Raw genomic sequence first — 21,980 nt, 5'->3', positions numbered from 1 at the left:
TATGGAAAAAAGTCTAAATCAAAAAGTAAAAATACAGTTTCCAAACCAAATCGAACTCTATATAAAAAGAGAAGATTTGCTTCATCCTGTCATCTCTGGTAATAAATATAGGAAGTTAAAGTATAATTTGCAAGAAGCAAAAAGAAGCGGGTGCCATACATTATTAACTTTTGGTGGAGCTTTTTCCAACCATATAGTTGCTGTTGCAGCTGCTGGAAGAGCTAATGGTTTTCGAACAATAGGTGTAATTCGAGGGGAAGAACTTGTTAGTCAAATTGAGGATAATGCCTCTCTTCGGTTTGCTAGAAAACACCAAATGCTGTTGCATTTTGTTGATAGGACTACTTTTCGGAATAAAGCAGATGAAACTTTCTTAAAAAAATTAAATGAACTTTTCGGAGATTTTTATTTAATACCAGAAGGAGGAACAAACGATTTTGCCATAAAGGGGTGTGAAGAAATTTTAACAGAAGAAGATAAAATGGCATTTGATTACGTATGTTGCGCAATGGGGACAGGAGGAACAATATCAGGAATTATAAATTCTTCCAATGAAAATCAAGAAAATATTGGATTTTCTTCATTAAAAGGTGATTTTTTATCTGATGTAATTCGTAATTTTGTAAAGAAAGAAAATTGGAACATAAATTCTGACTATCATTTTGGTGGATATGGAAAAGTTACAGAAGAATTAATTTGCTTTATGAATCAATTTTACATGCAAACAAAAATTCCATTAGATCCTGTATATACAGCTAAAATGATGTTTGGTATTTGTGATTTAATTCTTAAAGGATATTTTAAACCGGGTTCGAAAATTTTAGCTATTCATACCGGAGGTTTGCAAGGTATTCAGGGGATGAATGAGTTTTTAAGAAAGAAAAATAAAGAAATAATACAATACAATGAGTAAAAAAGCAGCCTTATTTTTATTGGTTCTTTTTATAGCGAGTTGCAACAGTTCACGATCTGTTGTTAGTACTTCAAAAACTAAAACTGCTACTAAAACCAAAAAGGGGACGGAGGTTATTACATCTCAACCAAAAACTTCAACAAAAACTACCAAAGGGGATAGTGATAAAGAGGTTCAATTAGAAGCGACTTCTAATGTTAGAACGTATGAACAAGAGATTAGATTTTATATTGCAAGTTTTCAAGAGATTGCTAAAAGCAACATGAAAGAACACGGTATTCCAGCTAGTATAACTTTAGCACAAGGGATACTAGAGTCAGGGGCTGGAAAAGGAAAGTTAGCACAAACTGCTAATAATCATTTTGGAATAAAATGTCATACAGGTTGGACAGGAGAAAGTGTAAGGCATGATGATGATGCTGCACAAGAGTGTTTTCGAAAGTACAACCATCCATCCGAATCCTATCGAGATCATTCTTATTTTTTAACTTCTAGAAGTCGCTATGCAAGTTTATTTAAATTAGATAAGGGAGATTATGAAGCTTGGGCCAAAGGATTGAAAGCGGCAGGATATGCAACTGATAATAAATACCCTAATAAATTAATAGGGATTATTGAGCGTTTTGAATTGTATAAATTTGATAATGAAGTATTAAGTCGGGATTTTAAACCTGTAAAAAAAGATGTTTTGTCGGAGAGCTCAACAGGTTTCTATACCATACAGCAAGGAGATACACTTTACTCATTATCTAGAAAGTTTAATCTTTCTGTTGAAGATTTAAAAAAAATAAACGATTTGTCAGATAATGCAATCAATGTTGGACAGAAAATAAAAATTAAATAATGTTATATAAGAGAAGTAGCGAATTATTTGTTGAGGCAAATAAAGTAATACCTGGAGGTGTAAATTCACCAGTTAGAGCATTCAAAGGAGTTGGTGGGACTCCCATATTTGTAAAAGAAGCCAAAGGAGCTTATTTATATGATGAAGATGGAAATCGTTTGATTGATTATATCAATTCATGGGGGCCTATGATTTTGGGGCACGCTTATGAACCTGTGGTCAATGCAGTAGTTGAAAAAGCTAAAAAAGGAACTTCTTTCGGAATGCCAACAGCGTTAGAAACAGAAATTGCTCAATTGGCCGTTTCTATGGTTCCAAATATTGATAAAATTCGTTTTGTTAATTCTGGTACCGAGGCGTGTATGAGTGCTATTCGTTTGGCAAGAGGTTACACTAAGCGCGATAAAATCATTAAATTCTCGGGTTGTTATCACGGTCATTCCGATTCGTTTTTAATTGCAGCAGGAAGCGGTTTAAGCACATTTGGTATGCCAAATAGTCCAGGAGTAACCGAAGGAACAGCAAAAGATACGTTATTGGCTTCCTATAACGATATTGAAAATGTAAAAGCACTTTTTGAGGCCAACAAAAACCAAATTGCGGCTATTATAGTTGAGCCTGTTGCGGGAAATATGGGCTGTATTCCACCAGCAAAAGGATTCTTAGAAGCTTTACGAAGTGTTTGTTCGGAGAATGGTACATTGTTAATTTTTGATGAGGTAATGACGGGATTCCGCTTAGCAAAAGGTGGAGTACAAGAATTATACGGAATTCAAGCTGATATTGTTTGTTTTGGAAAAGTAATCGGTGGCGGTTTGCCTGTAGGAGCTTTTGCTGCTCGAGAAGAGATCATGAATCACTTGGCGCCATTGGGTCCTATTTATCAAGCAGGAACTTTGTCTGGAAACCCATTAGCAATGGCTGCAGGTTATGAAATGCTAAAGGCTTTAAATACAGATCCTGGAATTTTTTCTCGATTAGAAGAAAAAACAGCTTATTTAGAAAGCGGAATTCAAAAAGTATTAACCGATGCTAACGTAGTGTTTACCATTAATCGTGTGGGTTCTATGATATCTGTTCATTTTGATGCGAATCCAGTTTATGATTTTACTACTGCTAAAAGCGGAGATAATGAGACTTTTAAGAAATTTTTCCACGGATTATTGAAACGTGGAATATATATAGCTCCATCTGCATATGAAACTTGGTTTATTACCGATGCATTAACCTATGAAGACCTTGATTTTACTATTGCTGCAATTCAGGAGACAGCAAAAGAATTATAAAAAATAAACCCGCAATTGCGGGTTTATTTTTATTCAGAAGTTAGCTTGTTAAATAATGCGCTATTTTTTTCTAAAAGAATTAACTCAGGTTTTCCTAGCATTTCTTTTATGTTTTTTTTGGTTCTTTTATATAAATCTTTTTTTTCTTCGTTTGAAAGATTAAGAAGGGTTAAAGATTTATGTTTGTGTAAAAACACATCGTATACTTTGGCTGAAAGCTCATCATTTAATTTTAGTGCTTGAGTTAATTCAGCAGTATCTTTTTTTGCTAAACTTTCAATGTTAACCTCTTGAGAAAACATAGCGGTTGTAAAACCAAAAAGTAAAGAAAGTAGTAAAAGTAATTTTTTCATTATAATGTTTTTTGTAGTTCTTTGAAACCAAATATAATAGAATTTTTTAGACAACCCAAAAAAACAAGGAAACTATTTTTCGATTGATTCTGCTTTTTTTCTTTTTATCATTCCTTTTTGTCTCTTGATATTCCTTTTTTCTCTTCTGTTTTCAAGGTTTTGTTCCCATTTAAGAAATTGTTCTGGCTTCAAAACTTTTCTCATTTGAGCTTTTTTTTCAATTTGATCATCAAGCATTTCATTTTTAATTGCAAACTTTTCATCAGCCGATAGTGTATCTCCTTTTTCTTTTCTCTTCTTCAGTGCGGCAATTTTAGCTTCTCTTTTTTTGTTTTGTTCTACAAGTATGGATTTTATTTCCTTTTGTTGTTTTTCATCTAAATCTAATTGAAGCGTCATGTTTTTTACTTGCAATTCTGTTTGTTGCTCTTGAGTCAATTTTTCTCCGCTTTTCTTTCCCTCTTGTGCAAATGTTAGTGTAGATACGAATAGAGTTGTTGTTAAAATCAATTTTTTCATCTTTTTTCTATTTAAAGGTTATTGATAAGATATTAAAAAAATGAAAAGGTTTAATTTGAAACAAAAAAGCGAAACTCTATAATGGAAGTTTCGCTTTTTTTTTTGATCTTTATAAAAGTTTATTTTCCCAAGTATTCAGCAATTTTATTTTCTCCATCAACAATAACTCGCATTAAACCATGCTTGCTTAAGCTTTTACTTGCTGCATCCCATTTTTTACCGCTTAATTCTGATTTTGTTTTTAATTCACCAATAGATATACCTTCGTTAGCTTTTAAAACTTCAATAATATGTTTTTCATCCTCAGTTAATTCTGGACCTTTTTTCTCAGGTCGCATTTGTGGGAAGAACAACACTTCTTGAATCGATTGATTATTCGTTAAAAACATAATTAATCGGTCCATTCCAATTCCTAAACCAGATGTTGGAGGCATTCCATATTCCAAAGCTCTTAAAAAATCTTCATCGATAATTCCGTTTGCTTCGTCATCACCTTTTGCGGCTAAAGCCATTTGAGCTTCGAAACGCTCACGTTGATCAATTGGATCGTTTAATTCGGAATAGGCGTTAGCTATTTCTTTACCGCAAACCATTAATTCAAAACGTTCCGTTAATTCTGGATTATTGCGGTGTGATTTGCACAAAGGAGACATTTCTTTCGGGTAATCGGTAATAAAGGTGGGTTGAATAAAATTACCTTCACATTTCTCGCCAAAAATTTCATCAATTAATTTTCCTTTACCCATGGTATCGTCAACTTCGATTCCCATAGATTTAGCTGCTTCACGCAATTCATCTTCCGATTTTCCAGTAATATCAAAACCAGTAAATTGTTTAATAGCTTCAGTCATGCTTACTCTTGCGTAGGGTGCTTTGAAGTTTACTTTGTGTTCTCCAAAAGTAGCTTCAGTGGTTCCGTTTACTTGTAAAGCGCAATATTCTAATAAATTTTCGGTCATTTCCATCATCCAATTGTAGTCTTTGTATGCTACATAAATTTCCATTGCGGTAAATTCTGGATTGTGCGTTCTGTCCATTCCTTCGTTACGAAAGTTTTTTGAAAATTCATAAACACCGTCAAATCCACCCACGATTAATCTTTTCAGATATAATTCGTTAGCAATTCGCATGTATAATGGAATATCTAAACTGTTATGATGTGTAATAAAAGGACGAGCAGCTGCTCCTCCGGGAATCGATTGTAAAACCGGAGTTTCTACTTCCATATAACCCGCTTCATTGAAAAACGTTCGCATAGCGGTGAACAATTTGGTTCTTTTCATGAAAACCTCTTTCACTTGCGGATTCACGACTAAATCTACGTAGCGCATACGGTAACGTAATTCTGGATCGGTAAAAGCATCATACACATTTCCCGATTCATCTGTTTTGGGTAAAGGAAGCGGTTTTAAAGTTTTACTTAATATTTTGAAATCGGTAACTTGAACACATTGTGCACCAACTTTTGTAGTGAACAATTCGCCTTCTATTCCTATGAAATCTCCTAAATCAGTTAATTTTCTAAAAACTTGGTTGTAAAGTGTTTTGTCTTCACTTGTGCAAATAACATCTCTATTAAAATACAATTGCATTCTACCTTCGCTATCTTGTAATTCAGCGAATGCAGCTTTTCCTTGATCACGAACACTCATCAAACGTCCAGCCAAAATAACCTTCTTTCCTTCCTGAAAATTCTCCTTCACTTGTTTAGAAGTGTGGTTCACAGGAAATAAATCTGCTGGATAAGGGTTAATTCCAAGTTCACGCAAAGCGTTTAATTTGTCTCTTCTAATGATTTCTTGTTCCGAAAGTTGCATAGTATTTTATTTAAGGGTGCAAAGATAATTTATTTTGTTTCAAGTTCAAAAGTTTCAGGTTTCAAGTTTCAGGTTTCAAGTTTCAGGTTTCAAGTTTCAGGTTTCAAGTTTCAGGTTTCAAGTTTCAGGTTTCAAGTTTCAGGTTTCAGGTTTCAAGTTTTTTTAAATTTTCCATATTCCAAACATCGAAAAACTATTCGTATCTTTGCTTCACTTTACAAAACACAATTTCGTTTGCTATGAATAAAGAAGTCCAACTTTTAGATTTAGGAAAAAAAGATTATAAAGACACTTGGGATTATCAAGAAGCATTATTCAAAGAAATTGTAGATATTAAAGTACAAAATAGGATAGAGGAAACTTCAATTGCTACACCAAATTATTTTTTATATGTAGAACACCCTCATGTTTACACTTTAGGTAAAAGCGGTGATATTTCAAACTTATTGCTTTCAGAAAAACAATTGGAAGCAAAAGGAGCTTCGTTTTATAAAATCAATAGAGGTGGCGATATTACCTATCATGGTCCGGGACAAATCGTGGGTTATCCTATTTTAGATTTAGAAAATTTTTTTACAGACATTCATAAATACCTACGTCTTTTAGAAGAAGCTATCATTCTAACGCTAGCAGAATACGGTTTAAACGGAACTCGAAGCGAAGGAGAAACTGGAGTTTGGTTTGATGTTGGAACACCATTTGCAAGAAAAATTTGTGCTATGGGAGTTCGGGCATCACGCTGGGTAACCATGCACGGTTTCGCATTAAATGTTAATGCAGATTTGGGTTATTTTGATAATATTATACCCTGTGGAATTAAAGGAAAAGCCGTTACTTCAATGCATGTAGAATTAAAACAAGAAGTAGACGAACAAAAGGTAAAAGAAAAAATCCTAACACATTTTCAAAAGTTGTTTGAGGCAGCGATTATTGCTTCTAAATTCCAAAATCATTAATTTCAAATCACAAATCTAAAGTTAATTGTTCTGGTAGTAGTCGAAAACTCAAGCGGTGATATCTACAAGGACCATATTTTTTGATTGCCTCCCTATGGTCTTTTGTAGGGTATCCTTTGTTTTTTTTCCAATTATACATAGGAAATTCTTCATGAATTCTATTCATGTATTCGTCGCGATAGGTTTTGGCTAAAACTGAAGCAGCGGCAATACTTAAATATTTGCTGTCACCCTTTATTATGCTGGTATTTGGGATCGATTTTAAAAGGTTGATTTCGTCTTTTGTGAAAATTCTTCCTATTTTTTGTTTCATTCCTAATTTTCCATTTATTGGACGATTACCATCAACAATGAGGTATTCAGGGATTGGGTTAAGTTGTAAAATACATTCCTGCATTGCTTTCATGGAGGCATTTAAGATGTTAATATCGTCAATTTCATTGGGGTAAATGTGGGAAATAGCAAAAGAAGTAGCTTTCTTTTCTATTTCAGGTTTTAATTTTTCTCTAATCTTTTCAGAAAGTTGTTTCGAATCGTTTAAAAGATTCAACTTGAAATTGTCAGGAATTAGAATTGCTGCTGCCGTTACAGGTCCTGCTAAACAACCTCTTCCAGCTTCATCAGTGCCAGCTTCTAGTATTAAATTACTGTAACTTTTACTTAACATTCTTTTTTTTGACAAAAATATAATTTTTAGCGCAACCTTTTTGATAAATCCTCATCTAAAAGATGTTATTGTTTCGCATAATGTTTTTTTAAGACAAAAACTTTAACAAAAATAAATTAGTAATATTCCGAAGTATTATTTGTTTATTTAAGAAATTATTAAGAAGTTTGCGGAATAACTAACTCAAATAAATTTAATATGAGATCGAAGTTCAAATGGATTTTTACGCTTTTAGTAGCGTTTACAATGCAGTTTTCGTTCGCACAAGAGAAAACTGTAACAGGTGTAGTTTCTGACGAACTAGGCCCAATCGCTGGTGCAAACGTTATTGTTGAAGGTACAACTCGTGGTACTACAACAGATTTTGATGGTAAATTTACTATCAAGACTAGACAAGGTGAAGTTTTAATAGTTTCTTACACTGGGAAAAAAACTACTAAATTAACTGTAGGTGCTTCTAATTCTTACAGCGTTTCTTTACAAGACGATGTTGTGGTTGGAAAAGAAGTGGTTGTAGTTGGTTATGGATCTACAACTAAAGAAGCTTTTATTGGAACAGCGACTTCAGTTAAGACAGAGAATGTTGAAGCTAAATCGGTTTCAAATATTACTCAGGCTTTAAAAGGTGAAGTTGCGGGTGTTAATGTAATTACTACTTCTGGTCAACCAGGTACATTTGCAACAATTAGGATTCGTGGTTTTGGTTCGGTTAATGGTAATAGAAACCCTTTGTATGTTGTAGATGGGGTACCGATGAGTGTGGATAATATGAATTCTGTTAATCCTGCTGATGTTGAATCAATGGTTGTTTTGAAAGATGCTGCAGCTACAGCTGTTTATGGTTCTAGGGGTTCAAATGGGGTGATTGTGATAACTACTAAGAATGGTAAAAAAGAGCGCTCTTCAGTTAGTGTGGATTTCAGAACAAGTGTTAACGTTGCTTTGTTGCCAAGATATGATGTCATAGAATCTCCAGAAGATTATATTGGTTTATCATGGGAGGCTTTATATAACAGAGGTGTTGCGACTAGTCAGCCAGACCCAGTTGCTTTTGCAAACAATACTTTGTTTTCTGCAGGAGGTATTAGTCCTGGTTATAACATGTGGAATGTTGCAAGTGGAGCTGATTTGATAGATCCTGTGACAAGAACTGTTAGACCTGGTGTTACAAGAAAGTATTCTCCTGAAGATTGGGAAGATTATGGTTTCCAAACTTCATACAGACAAGAATCTAATGTAAGATTTTCTGGTAGTAGTGATAAAACAAATTTCTTTAGTTCTTTTGGATTTTTAAATGATGAAGGATACATTATAAACTCTGACTATAAACGTTATACGGCTAGATTAAATGTAAATCACAATCCAACTGATTGGTTAAGTGCAGGTGCTAATATTTCATATTCTGGGTCAAGAACTAATAACAACGGACAGTCAGCTGATTCTGGAAGTATCTTCTGGTTTGTAGATAATATCCCTTCAATTTATCCATTGTTTTCAAGAGATGTTAATGGAAATAAGATTCCAGATCCATTTTTTGGAGGTTATCAATATGATTATGGTGATGGAACTTCTGGTTCTAGAGCATTCGGTGGTTTGACTAATGCAATTGCAGATGCTTTATACGATAGAAGTTTGAATGATAGACATGAACTTTTAGGTAATTTTAATTTTGATATTAAATTCACTAAAAATTTAACTCTTGAAACTCGTTATGGTGCTCAATTTTATGATAATGAGTACAATGATAGAAGAAATCCGTTCTATGGTTCTGCAGCTCAACAATTTGGTTCGTTGTTTAAACAACAAACAAGATTGTTAAGACAAAACTTTTTACAATTATTAAGATATAAAAATACTTTTGGTCAGCATAACGTAGAATTATTCGCAGCTCATGAGTCTAACAATCTTAAACAGAATATTTCATTTGCTAGTAAGCAGAAGGCGGTATTGTATGATACTTTTGATTTAGATCAATATATCATTGTTTCTTCTCCTCCAGGATCTTACACAAATACTTCTTCATTAGAAAGTTACTTTGGACAGTTTAACTATAATTATGGTGGTAAATACTATTTTACTGCTTCTGCAAGACGTGACGGTTCTTCTAGATTTAAAAATAACAAATGGGGTACTTTTGGTTCTATTGGAGCATCTTGGTTAATATCAAGAGAGTCTTTTATGGAAAATGTTAGTTTTGTAAATAGTTTAAAACTTAAAACTAGTTATGGAGAATTAGGTGATCAAGAAGGTGTTGGTTTTTATGCAGGTTATGATACTTTCGGAATTGGGAATTTGAATGATGATTATTCAATACCAATTTTATCAAATGGTAATCCTAATTTAACATGGGAAACATCTAAAATTTTCCAAGTTGGTTTAGAATCAAGATTTTTTGATTTTCTTGATGTAAATGTTGATTATTATGTTAAGGATACTGAAGATTTGTTTTTTGATAGACGAGTTGGTCCAGCGGAGGGTATAGCAATTGTTAGAGTTAATGATGGTCAATTACGTAACCAAGGTATAGAATTCGATTTAAATGCTCAACTTATTAAGGGTAAAACAAAACAAGATTTAAGTTTAGAATTCGGTATTAATGGTGAAATTTTAAAGAATGAACTTATAAGAATGCCTTTAGATCCTTCAACTGGAGAGCCTAGATTGATTGATGTTTCTAATGCACCATATGGATGGGCAAAAGGTAAATCAGTTTATGATTTTTATATGAGAGATTGGGCTGGTGTAGATCCTGCTACCGGTGTTGGTATGTGGTATATGAATTTTGACGATATTAATGCTAACGGAATTTTTGATACTGGGGATGTAATTATTAGATCTTTAACAGATTACTTAGGTACAAATGCGAATGCTAACGTTGGTCAAACAACTACTACAAATTATGCTGATGCAACTCAGAAATTTATTGGTAAATCTGCTATTCCAAAAGTGAGAGGTGCGTTTAGATTGAATGCTAATTACAAAAACTTCGATTTAACTACTCAATTTACATATAGTATTGGTGGTTATGCATATGATGGTGCTTATGCTGGATTAATGGGTAACGGTTCTTTAGGTCAAAATAACTGGCATACTGATATTAAAGGAAGATGGCAAGAAGCTGGGGATATAACTAACATCCCAAGATTATCTGCTGCTGCTGATGCTAACGTTAATGCTGTTTCTACAAGATTTTTAACTAAAGCAGATTATTTAGGTTTGAATAATGTTAGATTAGGTTATACTTTGCCAAATGCTGTATCTGAAAAATTGAGATTATCTAATTTTAATATCTATGCATCTGGAGATAATCTATTGTTCTTGAGTAAGAGAAATGGTTTCAATCCATCAACTTCGGAGAATGGGTCTTCTAATACTTATCGTTATTCTCCACTTTCTACATTCAGCATTGGATTAAGAGTTGAATTTTAAAAAAAAAAATATGAAAAAAAGAACTTTAATTTTATCGTTTTTTACACCACTGTTGTTTTTAACAGTTGGTTGTAACTCTGATTTTCTTGAAACTTCTCCTACTGAGTTTTTAACTCAAGAACAGTTAGGTGAGGCTTCTCAGAATAATCCTGACCTTTTGAGAGGTACAGTATCTGGTATTTATTCATTGATGTTTGAAGTTGGTACTGGCGGTACGACAGATCACACTGATTTTGGTCAAAAAGGTGTAGATATTTGGACGGATATGTTGTCTGGTGATATTGCTTTATCTCAAAACACTTACAATTGGTATAGAAACTTTGTTGATTATCAATCAACTGTTGATTTTACCAGAAATGAAAATTATATCCCTTGGAGATATTATTACAGAATTATTCGTTCTACTAATATTGTAATTACAGCACTTGGAGGTAATGATGCTGTTCCTGCTTTAGCAGAAAACAGATGGTTAATGGGTCAAGCTAAAGCTTTGAGAGCTTATTCTTATTTTTATCTTGCTCAAATTTACACCAGAGATTATGACGCTTCGAGAGAGATTTTACCTATTTATACTGAAACAACTCAGCAATCACTTCCAAAGAGTACAACTGCTGAAGTTTACGACTTAATTGAGTCAGACTTACAGGATGCTATTTCACTTATGTCAGATTTTAATCGTACGGCTAAAAATCAGGTTGATCAAAATGTTGCTAAAGCTTTATTAGCTTACACTTATGCTGCTATGGGTAATAATGAAGATGCTTATCTTTTAACAGAAGAAATTATTAACAGTGGTGTTTATCCTTTAACTACTGCTACTGAATTATTAGGTGGTTTTAACAACATTAACACTTCTCCATCATGGATGTGGGGTGTAGATTTGACAACTGATCAAGGTTTAGATCTTATTTCTTGGTGGGGTCAAATGGATTTATACACATACAGTTATCAATGGGCTGGAGATAGAAAATCTATTGATAGAACTTTGTTTAATGCTATTCCTTCTGATGACGTTAGAAAAGGTCAGTTTGATACTCAATTAAGACCTGTTAACAAGTTTTATGATCCTAATAGAGTTATTGGAGGGCAACGTGTAGTTGTTACTGATTATGTTTACATGAGAATAGATGAAATCTATTTATTAAATGCTGAGACTGCTGCTAAGACTGGACGTGAGACTGAAGCTCAAAATAGATTAATTCAGTTGTTAACTTCTCGTATTCCTAGTACTTCTTACATAAGTTCTTTAACTGGTAACGCTTTACAGGATGAAATTTATAAACAAACTAGAATAGAGCTTTGGGGTGAAGGAAAGAGTTATTTAGCGATGAAGCGTAATCAGGCGACAATAAATAGAGGAACTAATCACTTGTTTCAACCTGGTGTAGCCGTTCCTTATAATGATCCAAGATTGAAGTTTTCTATTCCTCAGGCTGAGATTCTTTACAATCCTAATATTAATGACCAAAACTAACTTAAGAAAAATTTAATTATGAAAATACTAAATATGACTAAATATTTTGTAATGTTTCTGTCTTTAGCATTTGTTTTTCAAGGATGTACAGAGGATGATGCTGCTGCTACAGACTTTAATTATGCTACTTTTGAAACATTAACAAAGAATATAGAAGTAGCTCCTGGTGAGACCTTGTCTACAGATGTAAAAGTTTACGTAACGCAGGTATCAGGTGCTGACAGAACTTTTAATGTTGTAGTAGATCCTACTTCTACAATAAATATGGATTATGTTACAATTCCTTCAACTGTTACTATTCCTGCAAATTCAAATTTTGGAACTTTAACTTTTGAGACTGAGGGTTTTGATTTGGATTTGTCTAATGCAAGAAATATTAAACTTAAATTAGTTGAAGAGAATGGTCTTTACACAGGTAAAACGTTACAAGTTAATGTTAGAGAGTTTTGTACACTTAATAAAGTTACTTTATCATTGATATTAGATCGTTACGGAAGTGAGACAAGTTGGGATATTGTTGATGATAATTCTGGAGCTACTGTTGCATCTGGAGGTCCGTATACTGATGGTTCAACAAGTGCGTTACAACCTGTTAGAAATTTTATATTGTGTTTACCTGATGGTGATTATACTTTTACGATTAGAGATCAGTATGGTGATGGTATGGTAACAAGTGCAACTGTAGTAGGTTCTTACATTCTTACTGCTAACGGTACTGTAGTTGCTAATAGAGCAGGAGATTTTGCTTTCTCAAGAAGTCACACTTTTACTCTTCAATAAGTAATTATTTTATTTGATATTAAATAGCCAGTTTTTACTGGCTATTTTTTTTGTTAAAATTAGTTTTTAACTAATTTTTCATCTTATTTTTGTTTTTTATTTCTGAAATGATTAGACTCAATTTTATTATTTTTTTCCTTTTGTTTTTTTCTAGTTCTTTATCTCAACGTAATACTATAAAAGGGCAAGGATTTGGTGTTTCGGCACCCTCAAAATCTAATAATGCAGTAAAGGATACCACATCTTTTAATGTCATTAAACCTGATATTGACCTTTATAAAATATATACACTAGAAAAAGATACCACTTTTGTAGATACTACTTTATCGATTCAAAGTGAGTATAAATACAATTTGCTTAGAAAAGATATTTTTGGGTTATTGCCCTTTTCTAATGAAGGTCATACTTATGCTACTCTCGATTTTGGATTAAGTATTAAGAGTGTGTTACCAAATTTTGGTTTTAAGGCTAAGCATTTTAATTATCAAGAGGTTAGTGATATTCGTTATTATTCTGTGCCCACACCTTTGACTGAATTATATTTTAAAACGGTTATGGAGCAGGGGCAGGCTTTGGATGCTTTTTTAACGGTTAATACAAAACCAAATCTTAATTTCTCAATTGCCTATAAAGGATTACGTTCTCTTGGAAAATATGTTAATAACCTTACGAGCTCTGGAAATTTTAGATTTACGACTAGTTACTTTACGGTTGATAAACGTTATAATTTAAATGCTCATTTTGCTGGTCAGGATATTTCTAATCAAGAAAATGGTGGAATTGTTAATTTAGAAGAGTTTGAAGGAAGCACAGAACCTTTTAATGAAAGGGAGCGAATTGCTGTTTATTTTACCGATGCTGTATCTCTTTTAAAGGGTAATCGTTTTTTTGTTGATCATTCTTTTAAATTAAGTAAGCTTAAGACTAATAGTTTAGTTTTTAAGCATCAATTTAATCAAGAATATAAGTTTTTTCAATTTTCTCAACCTACAATAAATGAACGATTTGGATCTAGTTTTACGAATTCTATTAATAATAAAACAAGATACAATCATCTTTATAATAAATTAGGGATTGCCTACAGCACACAGAATTATGGTGATTTAGAGTTCTTTATTGATGATAATAACTATAATTATTACTACAATAGTGTGGTTTATGACTCCAATGGAGCAATAGCTGTTCCAAGCTCTATTTCTGATAAGATAAATATGTTAGGTGCTAACTATTCTTATTTAATTAATCAATTTAATGTTAAATTACATGTTTCTCAATCCTTAACGAATCAATCTATTTCTTCTGTTGAAGCAAATGCTGGTTACAAGTTGAATGATGATTATGAGTTTTTTTTCAAGTATCAAAAGTTAAATAGTTTGCCTAATTTGAATTATACCCTTTATCAAAGTGGTTATGTAAATTACAATTGGTTTACTAATTTTAATACTGAGAAGCTTAATCAATTTGATTTTTCTGCAAAAACGAAATGGTTAAATCTTTCTACGTCTTATAAAATTTTAAATGATTATTTGTTTTTTGATAATACTACTAATGATATTAGTGAGCTTTTAGTTCAACCAGTTCAGTATGATAAAACAATTAATTATTTTTCAATCAAAGTTGATAAAGAAATCAAATTTTGGAAATTTGCCTTAGATAATACTTTGCTATACCAAAAGGTGAATCAATCTGCTGATATAGTAAATGTTCCTCAAATTGTAACACGTAATACTTTGTACTTTACTGATTATGTTTTTAAAAAGGCGATGTTGCTTCAAACAGGTATTACTTTTCAATATTTTACAAAATATTATGCAAATGATTATAATCCACTGATAGGTGAGTTTTATGTTCAGAATGAAACTAAAATAGGAGGTTTTCCCATGCTAGATTTTTTTGTTAATGCTAAAATTAGACAGACTCGTATTTTTCTGAAAGCAGAGCATTTTAATTCTTCAATTACAGGTTATAATTTTTATACTGCCCCTAATTATCCTTATCGTGATTTTATGATTCGATTTGGTTTGGTTTGGAATTTCTTTCAGTAGAAATTCATACAAAAAGCTTTATTATGGTTCGATTTTTTATTTCTAAAATTCACACTATCTTTGCAAAATAATTAAAAGAGTCAGATGAAATACGCAAAAAATATATTAGAAACTATTGGTAATACCCCTTTAGTTAAATTAAATAAAGTTACTGCTGAAGTGAATGCTTTGGTTTTAGCTAAAGTTGAAACTTTCAATCCTGGAAATTCTGTGAAGGATAGAATGGCTGTGAAGATGATTGAAGATGCTGAAGCAGATGGGAGATTAAAGCCAGGAGGTACTATTATTGAAGGTACTTCAGGAAATACCGGAATGGGATTAGCATTAGCTGCAATCGTTAAAGGTTACAAATGTATTTTTGTGATTTCGGATAAACAATCAAAAGAGAAATCAGATATTCTTCGTGCCGTTGGTGCAAAAGTAATCGTTTGTCCAACTGATGTAGAACCAACCGACCCCCGTTCTTATTATTCGGTATCTAAAAAATTAGGTGAAGAAATTCCAAATTCTTGGTACGTAAATCAATATGATAACCCAAGTAATGCAATTGCGCATTACGAACAAACGGGGCCAGAGATTTGGGAACAAACCGAAGGCAAGATTACACATTTTGTTGTAGGTGTTGGAACTGGTGGTACAATTTCTGGAACTGCAAAGTATCTAAAAGAGAAGAATCCAAATATCAAAATCTGGGGAATTGATACGTATGGTTCGGTTTTCAAAAAATACCACGAAACTGGAATTTTTGACGAGAACGAAATTTATTCGTATATCACAGAAGGAATTGGTGAAGACATTTTGCCGAAAAACGTTGATTTTTCATTAATTGACGGATTTACAAAAGTGACTGATAAAGATGCAGCCGTTTATACCAGAAAAATTGCTTTAGAAGAAGGAATTTTTGTTGGAAACTCCGCTGGAGCCGCCGTAAAGGGTTTATTGCAGTTAAAAGAACATTTTGGTCCAGAAGATGTAGTTGTGGTCTTATTTCACGATTCTGGAAGCCGTTATGTTGGAAAGATGTTTAACGATGATTGGATGCGCGAAAGAGGTTTCCTTGAAGAAGAAATCACTAAAGCAGAAGATTTAATCAAAGAGCATATTGAAAAACCATTAGTAATTGTACGTACCGAAGAATTAGTTTCGCACGCTATCGAAAGAATGAGAAAATATAAAATTTCTCAAATTCCTGTAGTTGATGTAAATGGATTTGTAGGTTCTGTTGATGAATCGGATTTATTCCAAAGTTATATCACGGATAAAAATACAGCGGAACGACCAATTCGTGAAGTAATGGGCAAACCATTTCCAATTGTTAAATTAGGAACGCCAGTAGAAGAAGTTTCTAAATTAATCACCAAAGAAAATCAAGCTGTTTTAATTGATTTAGGAAACGGAAAACATCATATCATTACAAAACATGATATTATCAATTCGATAAAATAATATTAAATTTATTTAACTGCAAAGAGCGCTAAGAAATCGCTAAGAACGCAATAAAAACTTTGCGAACTTTGCTTTAAACCTAGCGAACTTTGCGGTTATTTTTGAACAATTTTTTCTATTCCAAATTATTCTCCTAGTAAAACACCTGAAACATTCCAAGCACTAAAACTTCCACCTTCGTTTGGACCTTGTGGGATTTTTACTTGTATGGTATGTGTTCCCGCTTTCAAATCTCCTAATTCAATATAAATCGGATTCGTTGCGGTTCCTGGACACCAATTCGAGCGACTCAAATCAGATGATGATAAACCATCATTAAAATTTCCGGATGCTGGATTGAATAATCGGTAGCCACCACAATCTTGTCTCCATGGAATAAATGAAAATACTTCTTTTCCGTTAAAAAAAAGGGTATTTCTTTTTGGAACAAATTCGTCACCGTTTTCCCAGCCACCATGACCAGTAGTTATATAGCGCAATTTAGCATTTTTGATTTTTTTATCTAATGTGAATGTAACTTCCAATCCTTTCTCATGATTGAACATTGTCGCATATTCTTGTCCTGCCATTTCCATTACGTTTGTCGTGTTGAATAACGGAGTAGAAATATTAGTTTTATCCAAAGAACTTTCGCTTGGATTAATTGTGATGTTCATCGAAATTTTATGTCCGCCTTTATCATAATTACCAATAAAAGTTCCTACATAAACGGTTTTTCCTGATAAATTTGGTTTTAAATCGGTAATGTCCATTCTGTAAGGAACAATTTCGTGCCAAGTTTTGTCTTTCAATTGAATGTAATTGTATTGCTTTATTCCGAATGGTGTAAAAAAACGCATCAATTCAATAATAGGAGAAAATTCTGGAGTTGCTACAATACCTTGATATTGCTTTCCATTTCCGTTTTCATAAATAGGCAATGTTTTAGCGCCATTTTGCAAGCCATCTAAAAACGATTGTTTCTTATCTTGCGGAATCATGAAAACGGAACCCGTTCTGTCATAGGCATCACCATTAGATTGTTCTATTAAGTCTAAAAAGATTAAATTTCCTTTTTTAATTTCAGGAAAAGTGATTTTTTTCAAAATGATAGTTCCGTTTGCAAATCGCAAAATGCTATCATTTGATTTGGAAGCTTCTGAAAAATTAATGATTTCATTTTCAAATACTTTAATCGTTGTAAAACGGTTTTTCCAAACTAAGTCTTTATAAGTCAATCCATCTAAAATAGGGCTTTTAGTTGTACTCTTTTGCAATTCTAAACTTGGATTAACGGATTTCATTTTATCTATTTTAGTAGCTGAAATCACAAAATTTCCATTGCGAACCATTTCCAAAACCAGACCAATATTTTGTCCTAATGTTGTTGGTGCTCCTTTCACTTCTAATTCATTGGTATACCATAGTTCAAAGGTATTTGAATTAATTATAGTTTTTGCTTTTTGACATTTATAGCCCAAAATAGTTTTGGTGTCTGGAAGGAATTCGAAGTTTTGTTTCTCTAAAGAAATACTATCAACCGTAGTAACTGATTTTTCTTTTTTGAGTTGGGTCACCTGAACCATTTTATTTTCAGAACGATTTATTAACGTTTGTTCGAATGGAAATTCCGCTTTTCCAGCGCTCATTTTTTCAGTTGTCACTAAAGTTTCAATTGCATTTGTAAAGACAAAAATAGCATCTTGATTTTCGATGGGCTTCCCGTTTGAACTTCTAGTATAGGTAATTTTGAATCCTTTAAGTGGTTTTGTATCGGTTTGAGATTGCGCAAACGTAAAAAGACTTAATAAAGAGATGGTTATAAATTTTTTCATAAAAGTTGGGTTGTTCCGCAAATATAATTTTTTATCTTTGTTTTTCAGTTATATACGCCATACAGAATGAAAGAAGATTTTTTGCACCACTTGTGGCAATTCAAGAAATTTGATATTGTCAATTTAAAAACCACAAAAGGGGAATCTATTCAGATTCTCAATTCGGGTCAATATTTACAACTTACTGGGCCTGATTTTTTTAATGCGCAATTGATTATCGGAAATCAAAAATGGGCTGGAAATGTTGAAATTCATCTCAAGTCATCAGATTGGTATATACATCACCACGAGCAAGATTCGAATTATGATTCCGTTATTTTACATGTCGTTTGGGAACATGATGTGCCAATTTTTAGAAAAGATAATTCTGAAATTCCAACGTTAGAACTCAAAGCATATGTTGCGCTTTCGGATTTGCATAAATATCAATCTTTAATTAGTCAGAAATCCTGGATTTATTGTGAAAATCAAATTGGAAGTGTTGATCATTTTATCCTCAAAAAATGGCAGGAACGTTTATTTTTTGAGCGTTTAGAAAAAAAATCTCAATTGATTTTTGAATTATTAAAGGAGTTAAATCAGGATTGGGAGGCTGTTTTATTTTGCCTTTTGGCTAAAAATTTTGGATTGAATACTAATGGAGAAATTTTCTTTAAAATTGCTAAATCGATTCCATTTTCAGTTGTTCGTAAAGAATCATTTTCCTTAGAATCCTTAGAGTCCTTATTGTTAGGAAAAGCGAATTTACTTTCTCATGATTTTCAGGATAGTTACGCGAAAGAAATAAAGAATTCCTATTATTACTTAGTTCAGAAGTATCAACTGAATATTAAAGTAGTTGGCTCTGTGGAGTTTTTCAAACATCGCCCAGATAATTTCCCAACCATTCGCTTAGTGCAATTGGCTAATTTGTATTTTCATCGAAAAAATCTTTTTTCAATTTTGATACAAAGTAGTAGTATAAATCAATTGTATCAGGTTTTTAATGTAGGAGTTAGTATGTATTGGGAAACCCATTACAATTTTGATAAGGAAAGTTCAAAGAAGATAAAAAAACTTTCTAAATCCTTTATTGAATTGATAATAATAAATACTATTATTCCATTGCGATTTGCTTTTGCTCAAAGTCAGAAAAAAGAGATTGCTCAAGAATTAATAGATTTAGTAATTGCTATACCATCAGAGCAAAATACGATTATCGAGAAGTTTCAGTCTTTCGGAATCGAATCGAAAAATGTTTATGAATCTCAAGCTTTATTACAATTAAAAAATAAATATTGTGATAACAAAAAGTGTTTAAATTGTGATATTGGATATTTTATACTTAAAAAATAATCGTATTTTTGAATAAAATAGCTGAAATGATTCAAAACTTATTGCATTTTTTTGAAAAACACGGTTTTTTTGTGGCATCTCGATTTGCGGATCGTTTGGGTATGCGAGCGACTAATGTTCGTTTATTTTTTATTTACATTTCTTTTATTACAGTGGGTTTGGGGTTTGGATTGTATCTTACTTTGGCATTTCTATTAAAGTTAAAAGATATGATAAAAACTAAAAGAAGTTCAGTTTTTGACTTGTAAAATTTCATTAAATGTAAGTTTTATTTGAATTTTAGATACTTTTCTTATCTTTGAGGCTTTAACAACCAAATTATTTATATGACTGCAAAAGTAGAATCATGGGGTTCACGTATTGGACTTATTTTAGCCATGGCCGGAAATGCTGTCGGATTAGGGAATTTTTTAAGATTTCCAGTTCAGGCAGTTCAAAATGGAGGTGGTGCATTTATTATTCCTTATTTAGTATGTTTTTTATTAATGGGTATCCCCTTATTGTTGATTGAATGGTCGACAGGCCGTTTTGGTGGGAAATTTGGTAATCATAGTACGCCTTACATACTAGATACGATGGCAAAAGGACGTATTTGGAAATACATAGGTGTTTTTGGGATTTTTACCAATATTGCAGTTGCGGCATATTACTGTTATATAGAATCTTGGACGATGTCTTATGTCTATCATTCAATTATAGGAACATTTGATGGAATGAGTCAGGCTGATGTTGCTGGATTTTTTAATTCGTATGTAGATATTTCACATTCAACTACTGGTATTCCATATGAGGCAGTAATCTTTTATATTATTTGTCTTTTGCTTAATACATGGATTTTGTCTAAAGGTCTTGGAGGAATTGAAAAAGTAGCTAAAATCGGAATGCCATTATTAATTTTGTTTGGTGTTATTTTAGCTGTAAGAGGTGTGACTCTTGGGACTAGTGGCGCATCTGAAATATTTCCTAATGCGAATGCTTGGGATGGTTTGAATTTTTTATGGACACCGCAATTTGATTCTTTGGCGAATCCTAAAGTATGGTTAGCAGCTGCTGGGCAAATTTTCTTTACCCTGTCAGTAGGAATGGGAACTATACATTGTTATGCAGCTTATTTGAAAGAACGAGATGACGTGGCTTTAAATGCGGTATCAGCTGGTTTTATGAATGAGTTTGTAGAGGTGGTTTTAGGTTCTTTGATCGTAATTCCAATTGCAGCTGGGTATTTAGGATTGGATTGGGTTATTCAAAATGCTGGTTTTGGTATGGCTTTTCAAACGATGCCTTATTTATTTCAACAATGGGGTGGTGTAATTGCTATTTTAGCTGGTGTGTTCTGGTTTGGACTTTTATTTTTTGCTGGAATAACTTCTTCATTGGCAATGGGAACTCCTTGGATGGGCTTTATGTCAGATGAATTTGGGTGGTCTAAAAATAAAGGAGCTTGTTCATTTGGAGCATTAGCTTTAATAATGGGCTTACCTACAGTAATTTTCTATAACCAAGGTGTTTTTGATCAGTATGATTATTGGGCTGGAACTGTAAGTTTGGTTGTGTTTGCGTTTTTAGAAACCGTCTTGTTTTCTTATATTTTTGGTATCAATAGAGGTTGGGAAGAAATTAATAAAGGTGCGGATATAAAATTACCTAAATTTTACAAGTATGTAATTTTAATCATTACTCCTTTGTTACTTGGGGCCGTTTTAGTAACTAGTATACCCGATTGGATAGATCAAGTTCAAAATAAAGATACGAGAAATAAAGAGTGGTTTGCAGTAAACTACTATGCAGAGAATTTTGAAAGCTCTGGTCAGGTTCCAGCTAAAGTCATTGAGGTAAGACCGGATTATGTGAAATTTGAATTTCAAAATGAGAGAAAAAAGTTTGATAAAAAATCGAATCAGGTTTTACTTGAGAAGTTTAATGATACAAAGGAGTATAAATTTGACTCAGCTTTAAATCAACAAGTAACAGTACAAGTTGGGGATGTAATTAAACCTGGAGCTCCAATTGCTGAAGGAAATTTTACTAACAACACCTTATATAAGTTTATAGGAAGAATGTTGTTGTTGACACTTTTTATATTTATTTCAATAATTGTTTACGTTGCTTACAAGAAACGTGTTAAAGAAGGGAGAGCTACACTATGAATACAGCGGCATTAATTACAATGGTATTAGCACAAGGAATTGTTATTTGTTTAACAGGTTTCTTTTTCTATAAAGTACTTACAACTCCACCGGTAAAAGAGCCTGATTCTTTTGAGGATAATGATGATGAGTTAATTCGTAAAAACGATTAATAT

General features: G+C 32.5%; 18 protein-coding genes. 13 read left to right on the top strand and 5 right to left on the bottom strand.

Annotated features, from left to right (window positions below; all coding sequences use genetic code 11):
* The first annotated feature begins 1 nt into the window (after position 1).
* Genes BUE95_RS00965 through hemL form a run of 3 tightly spaced genes read left to right on the top strand, consistent with a single transcriptional unit; the run spans position 2 to position 3,043 of the window.
* A complete protein-coding gene (locus BUE95_RS00965) occupies positions 2 to 913 on the top strand; it encodes a 1-aminocyclopropane-1-carboxylate deaminase/D-cysteine desulfhydrase (RefSeq protein WP_073580566.1) in 912 nt (303 codons plus the stop codon).
* Positions 906 to 1,757 (top strand): glucosaminidase domain-containing protein, encoded by an 852-nt coding sequence (locus BUE95_RS00960; RefSeq protein ID WP_073580564.1) that lies wholly within the window; start codon positions 906 to 908, stop codon positions 1,755 to 1,757. Before BUE95_RS00965 ends, BUE95_RS00960 begins: the two co-directional genes overlap by 8 nt.
* Complete coding sequence (gene hemL, locus BUE95_RS00955) at positions 1,757 to 3,043, top strand: glutamate-1-semialdehyde 2,1-aminomutase (protein ID WP_073580562.1); 1,287 nt, start codon at positions 1,757 to 1,759, stop codon at positions 3,041 to 3,043. Before BUE95_RS00960 ends, hemL begins: the two co-directional genes overlap by 1 nt.
* A gap of 29 nt (positions 3,044 to 3,072) precedes the next feature.
* On the opposite strand, the gene BUE95_RS00950 is transcribed toward hemL, so the two are convergent.
* From BUE95_RS00950 to lysS, 3 genes are all read right to left on the bottom strand, one after another.
* Positions 3,073 to 3,396, bottom strand: coding sequence for a hypothetical protein (locus tag BUE95_RS00950; protein ID WP_073580560.1), 324 nt, complete (start codon positions 3,394 to 3,396; stop codon positions 3,073 to 3,075).
* Positions 3,397 to 3,468: 72 nt separating this feature from the next.
* A complete protein-coding gene (locus BUE95_RS00945) occupies positions 3,469 to 3,915 on the bottom strand; it encodes a hypothetical protein (protein ID WP_073580558.1) in 447 nt (148 codons plus the stop codon).
* Positions 3,916 to 4,034: 119 nt separating this feature from the next.
* On the bottom strand, positions 4,035 to 5,732 hold the full coding sequence (lysS, locus tag BUE95_RS00940) for a lysine--tRNA ligase (RefSeq protein ID WP_073580556.1): 1,698 nt from the start codon (positions 5,730 to 5,732) through the stop codon (positions 4,035 to 4,037).
* Positions 5,733 to 5,971: 239 nt separating this feature from the next.
* Between lysS and lipB the strand changes: the two genes are divergently transcribed.
* Positions 5,972 to 6,688: a lipoyl(octanoyl) transferase LipB gene (gene lipB / locus BUE95_RS00930; RefSeq protein ID WP_073580552.1), complete on the top strand. Its 717-nt coding sequence runs from the start codon at positions 5,972 to 5,974 to the stop codon at positions 6,686 to 6,688.
* A gap of 7 nt (positions 6,689 to 6,695) precedes the next feature.
* Here lipB and BUE95_RS00925 read toward each other — a convergent pair whose 3' ends face one another.
* The gene (locus BUE95_RS00925; RefSeq protein WP_073580551.1) at positions 6,696 to 7,355 is read right to left on the bottom strand and encodes a ribonuclease HII; all 660 of its coding nucleotides are present in this window, start codon (positions 7,353 to 7,355) and stop codon (positions 6,696 to 6,698) included.
* A gap of 198 nt (positions 7,356 to 7,553) precedes the next feature.
* Here BUE95_RS00925 and BUE95_RS00920 point away from each other — a divergent pair, with 198 nt between their 5' ends.
* The 5 genes from BUE95_RS00920 (at position 7,554) to BUE95_RS00900 (ending at position 16,529) form a co-directional block, all read left to right on the top strand.
* On the top strand, positions 7,554 to 10,784 hold the full coding sequence (locus BUE95_RS00920) for a SusC/RagA family TonB-linked outer membrane protein (RefSeq protein ID WP_073580550.1): 3,231 nt from the start codon (positions 7,554 to 7,556) through the stop codon (positions 10,782 to 10,784).
* Between the two features lie 10 nt (positions 10,785 to 10,794).
* A complete protein-coding gene (locus tag BUE95_RS00915) occupies positions 10,795 to 12,258 on the top strand; it encodes a RagB/SusD family nutrient uptake outer membrane protein (protein WP_073582336.1) in 1,464 nt (487 codons plus the stop codon).
* 18 nt (positions 12,259 to 12,276) lie between these two features.
* Positions 12,277 to 13,038, top strand: a complete 762-nt coding sequence (locus BUE95_RS00910; protein ID WP_143165208.1) for a hypothetical protein — start codon at positions 12,277 to 12,279, stop codon at positions 13,036 to 13,038.
* Between the two features lie 140 nt (positions 13,039 to 13,178).
* On the top strand, positions 13,179 to 15,083 hold the full coding sequence (locus tag BUE95_RS00905; RefSeq protein WP_234977615.1) for a putative porin: 1,905 nt from the start codon (positions 13,179 to 13,181) through the stop codon (positions 15,081 to 15,083).
* Positions 15,084 to 15,167: 84 nt separating this feature from the next.
* A complete protein-coding gene (locus BUE95_RS00900) occupies positions 15,168 to 16,529 on the top strand; it encodes a pyridoxal-phosphate dependent enzyme (RefSeq protein ID WP_073580548.1) in 1,362 nt (453 codons plus the stop codon).
* A gap of 125 nt (positions 16,530 to 16,654) precedes the next feature.
* Here BUE95_RS00900 and BUE95_RS00895 read toward each other — a convergent pair whose 3' ends face one another.
* Positions 16,655 to 18,343: a GLPGLI family protein gene (locus tag BUE95_RS00895; protein WP_073580547.1), complete on the bottom strand. Its 1,689-nt coding sequence runs from the start codon at positions 18,341 to 18,343 to the stop codon at positions 16,655 to 16,657.
* Positions 18,344 to 18,409: 66 nt separating this feature from the next.
* Between BUE95_RS00895 and BUE95_RS00890 the strand changes: the two genes are divergently transcribed.
* From BUE95_RS00890 to BUE95_RS13710, 4 genes are all read left to right on the top strand, one after another.
* Complete coding sequence (locus tag BUE95_RS00890) at positions 18,410 to 19,678, top strand: DUF2851 family protein (protein ID WP_073580546.1); 1,269 nt, start codon at positions 18,410 to 18,412, stop codon at positions 19,676 to 19,678.
* A 26-nt stretch (positions 19,679 to 19,704) separates the two neighbouring features.
* Positions 19,705 to 19,926 carry a PspC family transcriptional regulator gene (locus BUE95_RS00885; RefSeq protein ID WP_073580545.1) on the top strand — a complete coding sequence of 74 codons (222 nt, stop codon included), beginning with the start codon at positions 19,705 to 19,707 and terminating at the stop codon, positions 19,924 to 19,926.
* Positions 19,927 to 20,004: 78 nt separating this feature from the next.
* Positions 20,005 to 21,825 (top strand): sodium-dependent transporter, encoded by a 1,821-nt coding sequence (locus BUE95_RS00880; RefSeq protein ID WP_073580544.1) that lies wholly within the window; start codon positions 20,005 to 20,007, stop codon positions 21,823 to 21,825.
* Positions 21,822 to 21,977 carry a hypothetical protein gene (locus BUE95_RS13710; RefSeq protein WP_200778594.1) on the top strand — a complete coding sequence of 52 codons (156 nt, stop codon included), beginning with the start codon at positions 21,822 to 21,824 and terminating at the stop codon, positions 21,975 to 21,977. Before BUE95_RS00880 ends, BUE95_RS13710 begins: the two co-directional genes overlap by 4 nt.
* Positions 21,978 to 21,980: the final 3 nt, after the last annotated feature.

It is taken from the genome of Flavobacterium cucumis (assembly GCF_900148835.1).
Classification (GTDB): Bacteria; Bacteroidota; Bacteroidia; order Flavobacteriales; family Flavobacteriaceae; genus Flavobacterium; species Flavobacterium cucumis.
This window is presented reverse-complemented; position numbering and strand designations above follow the sequence as displayed.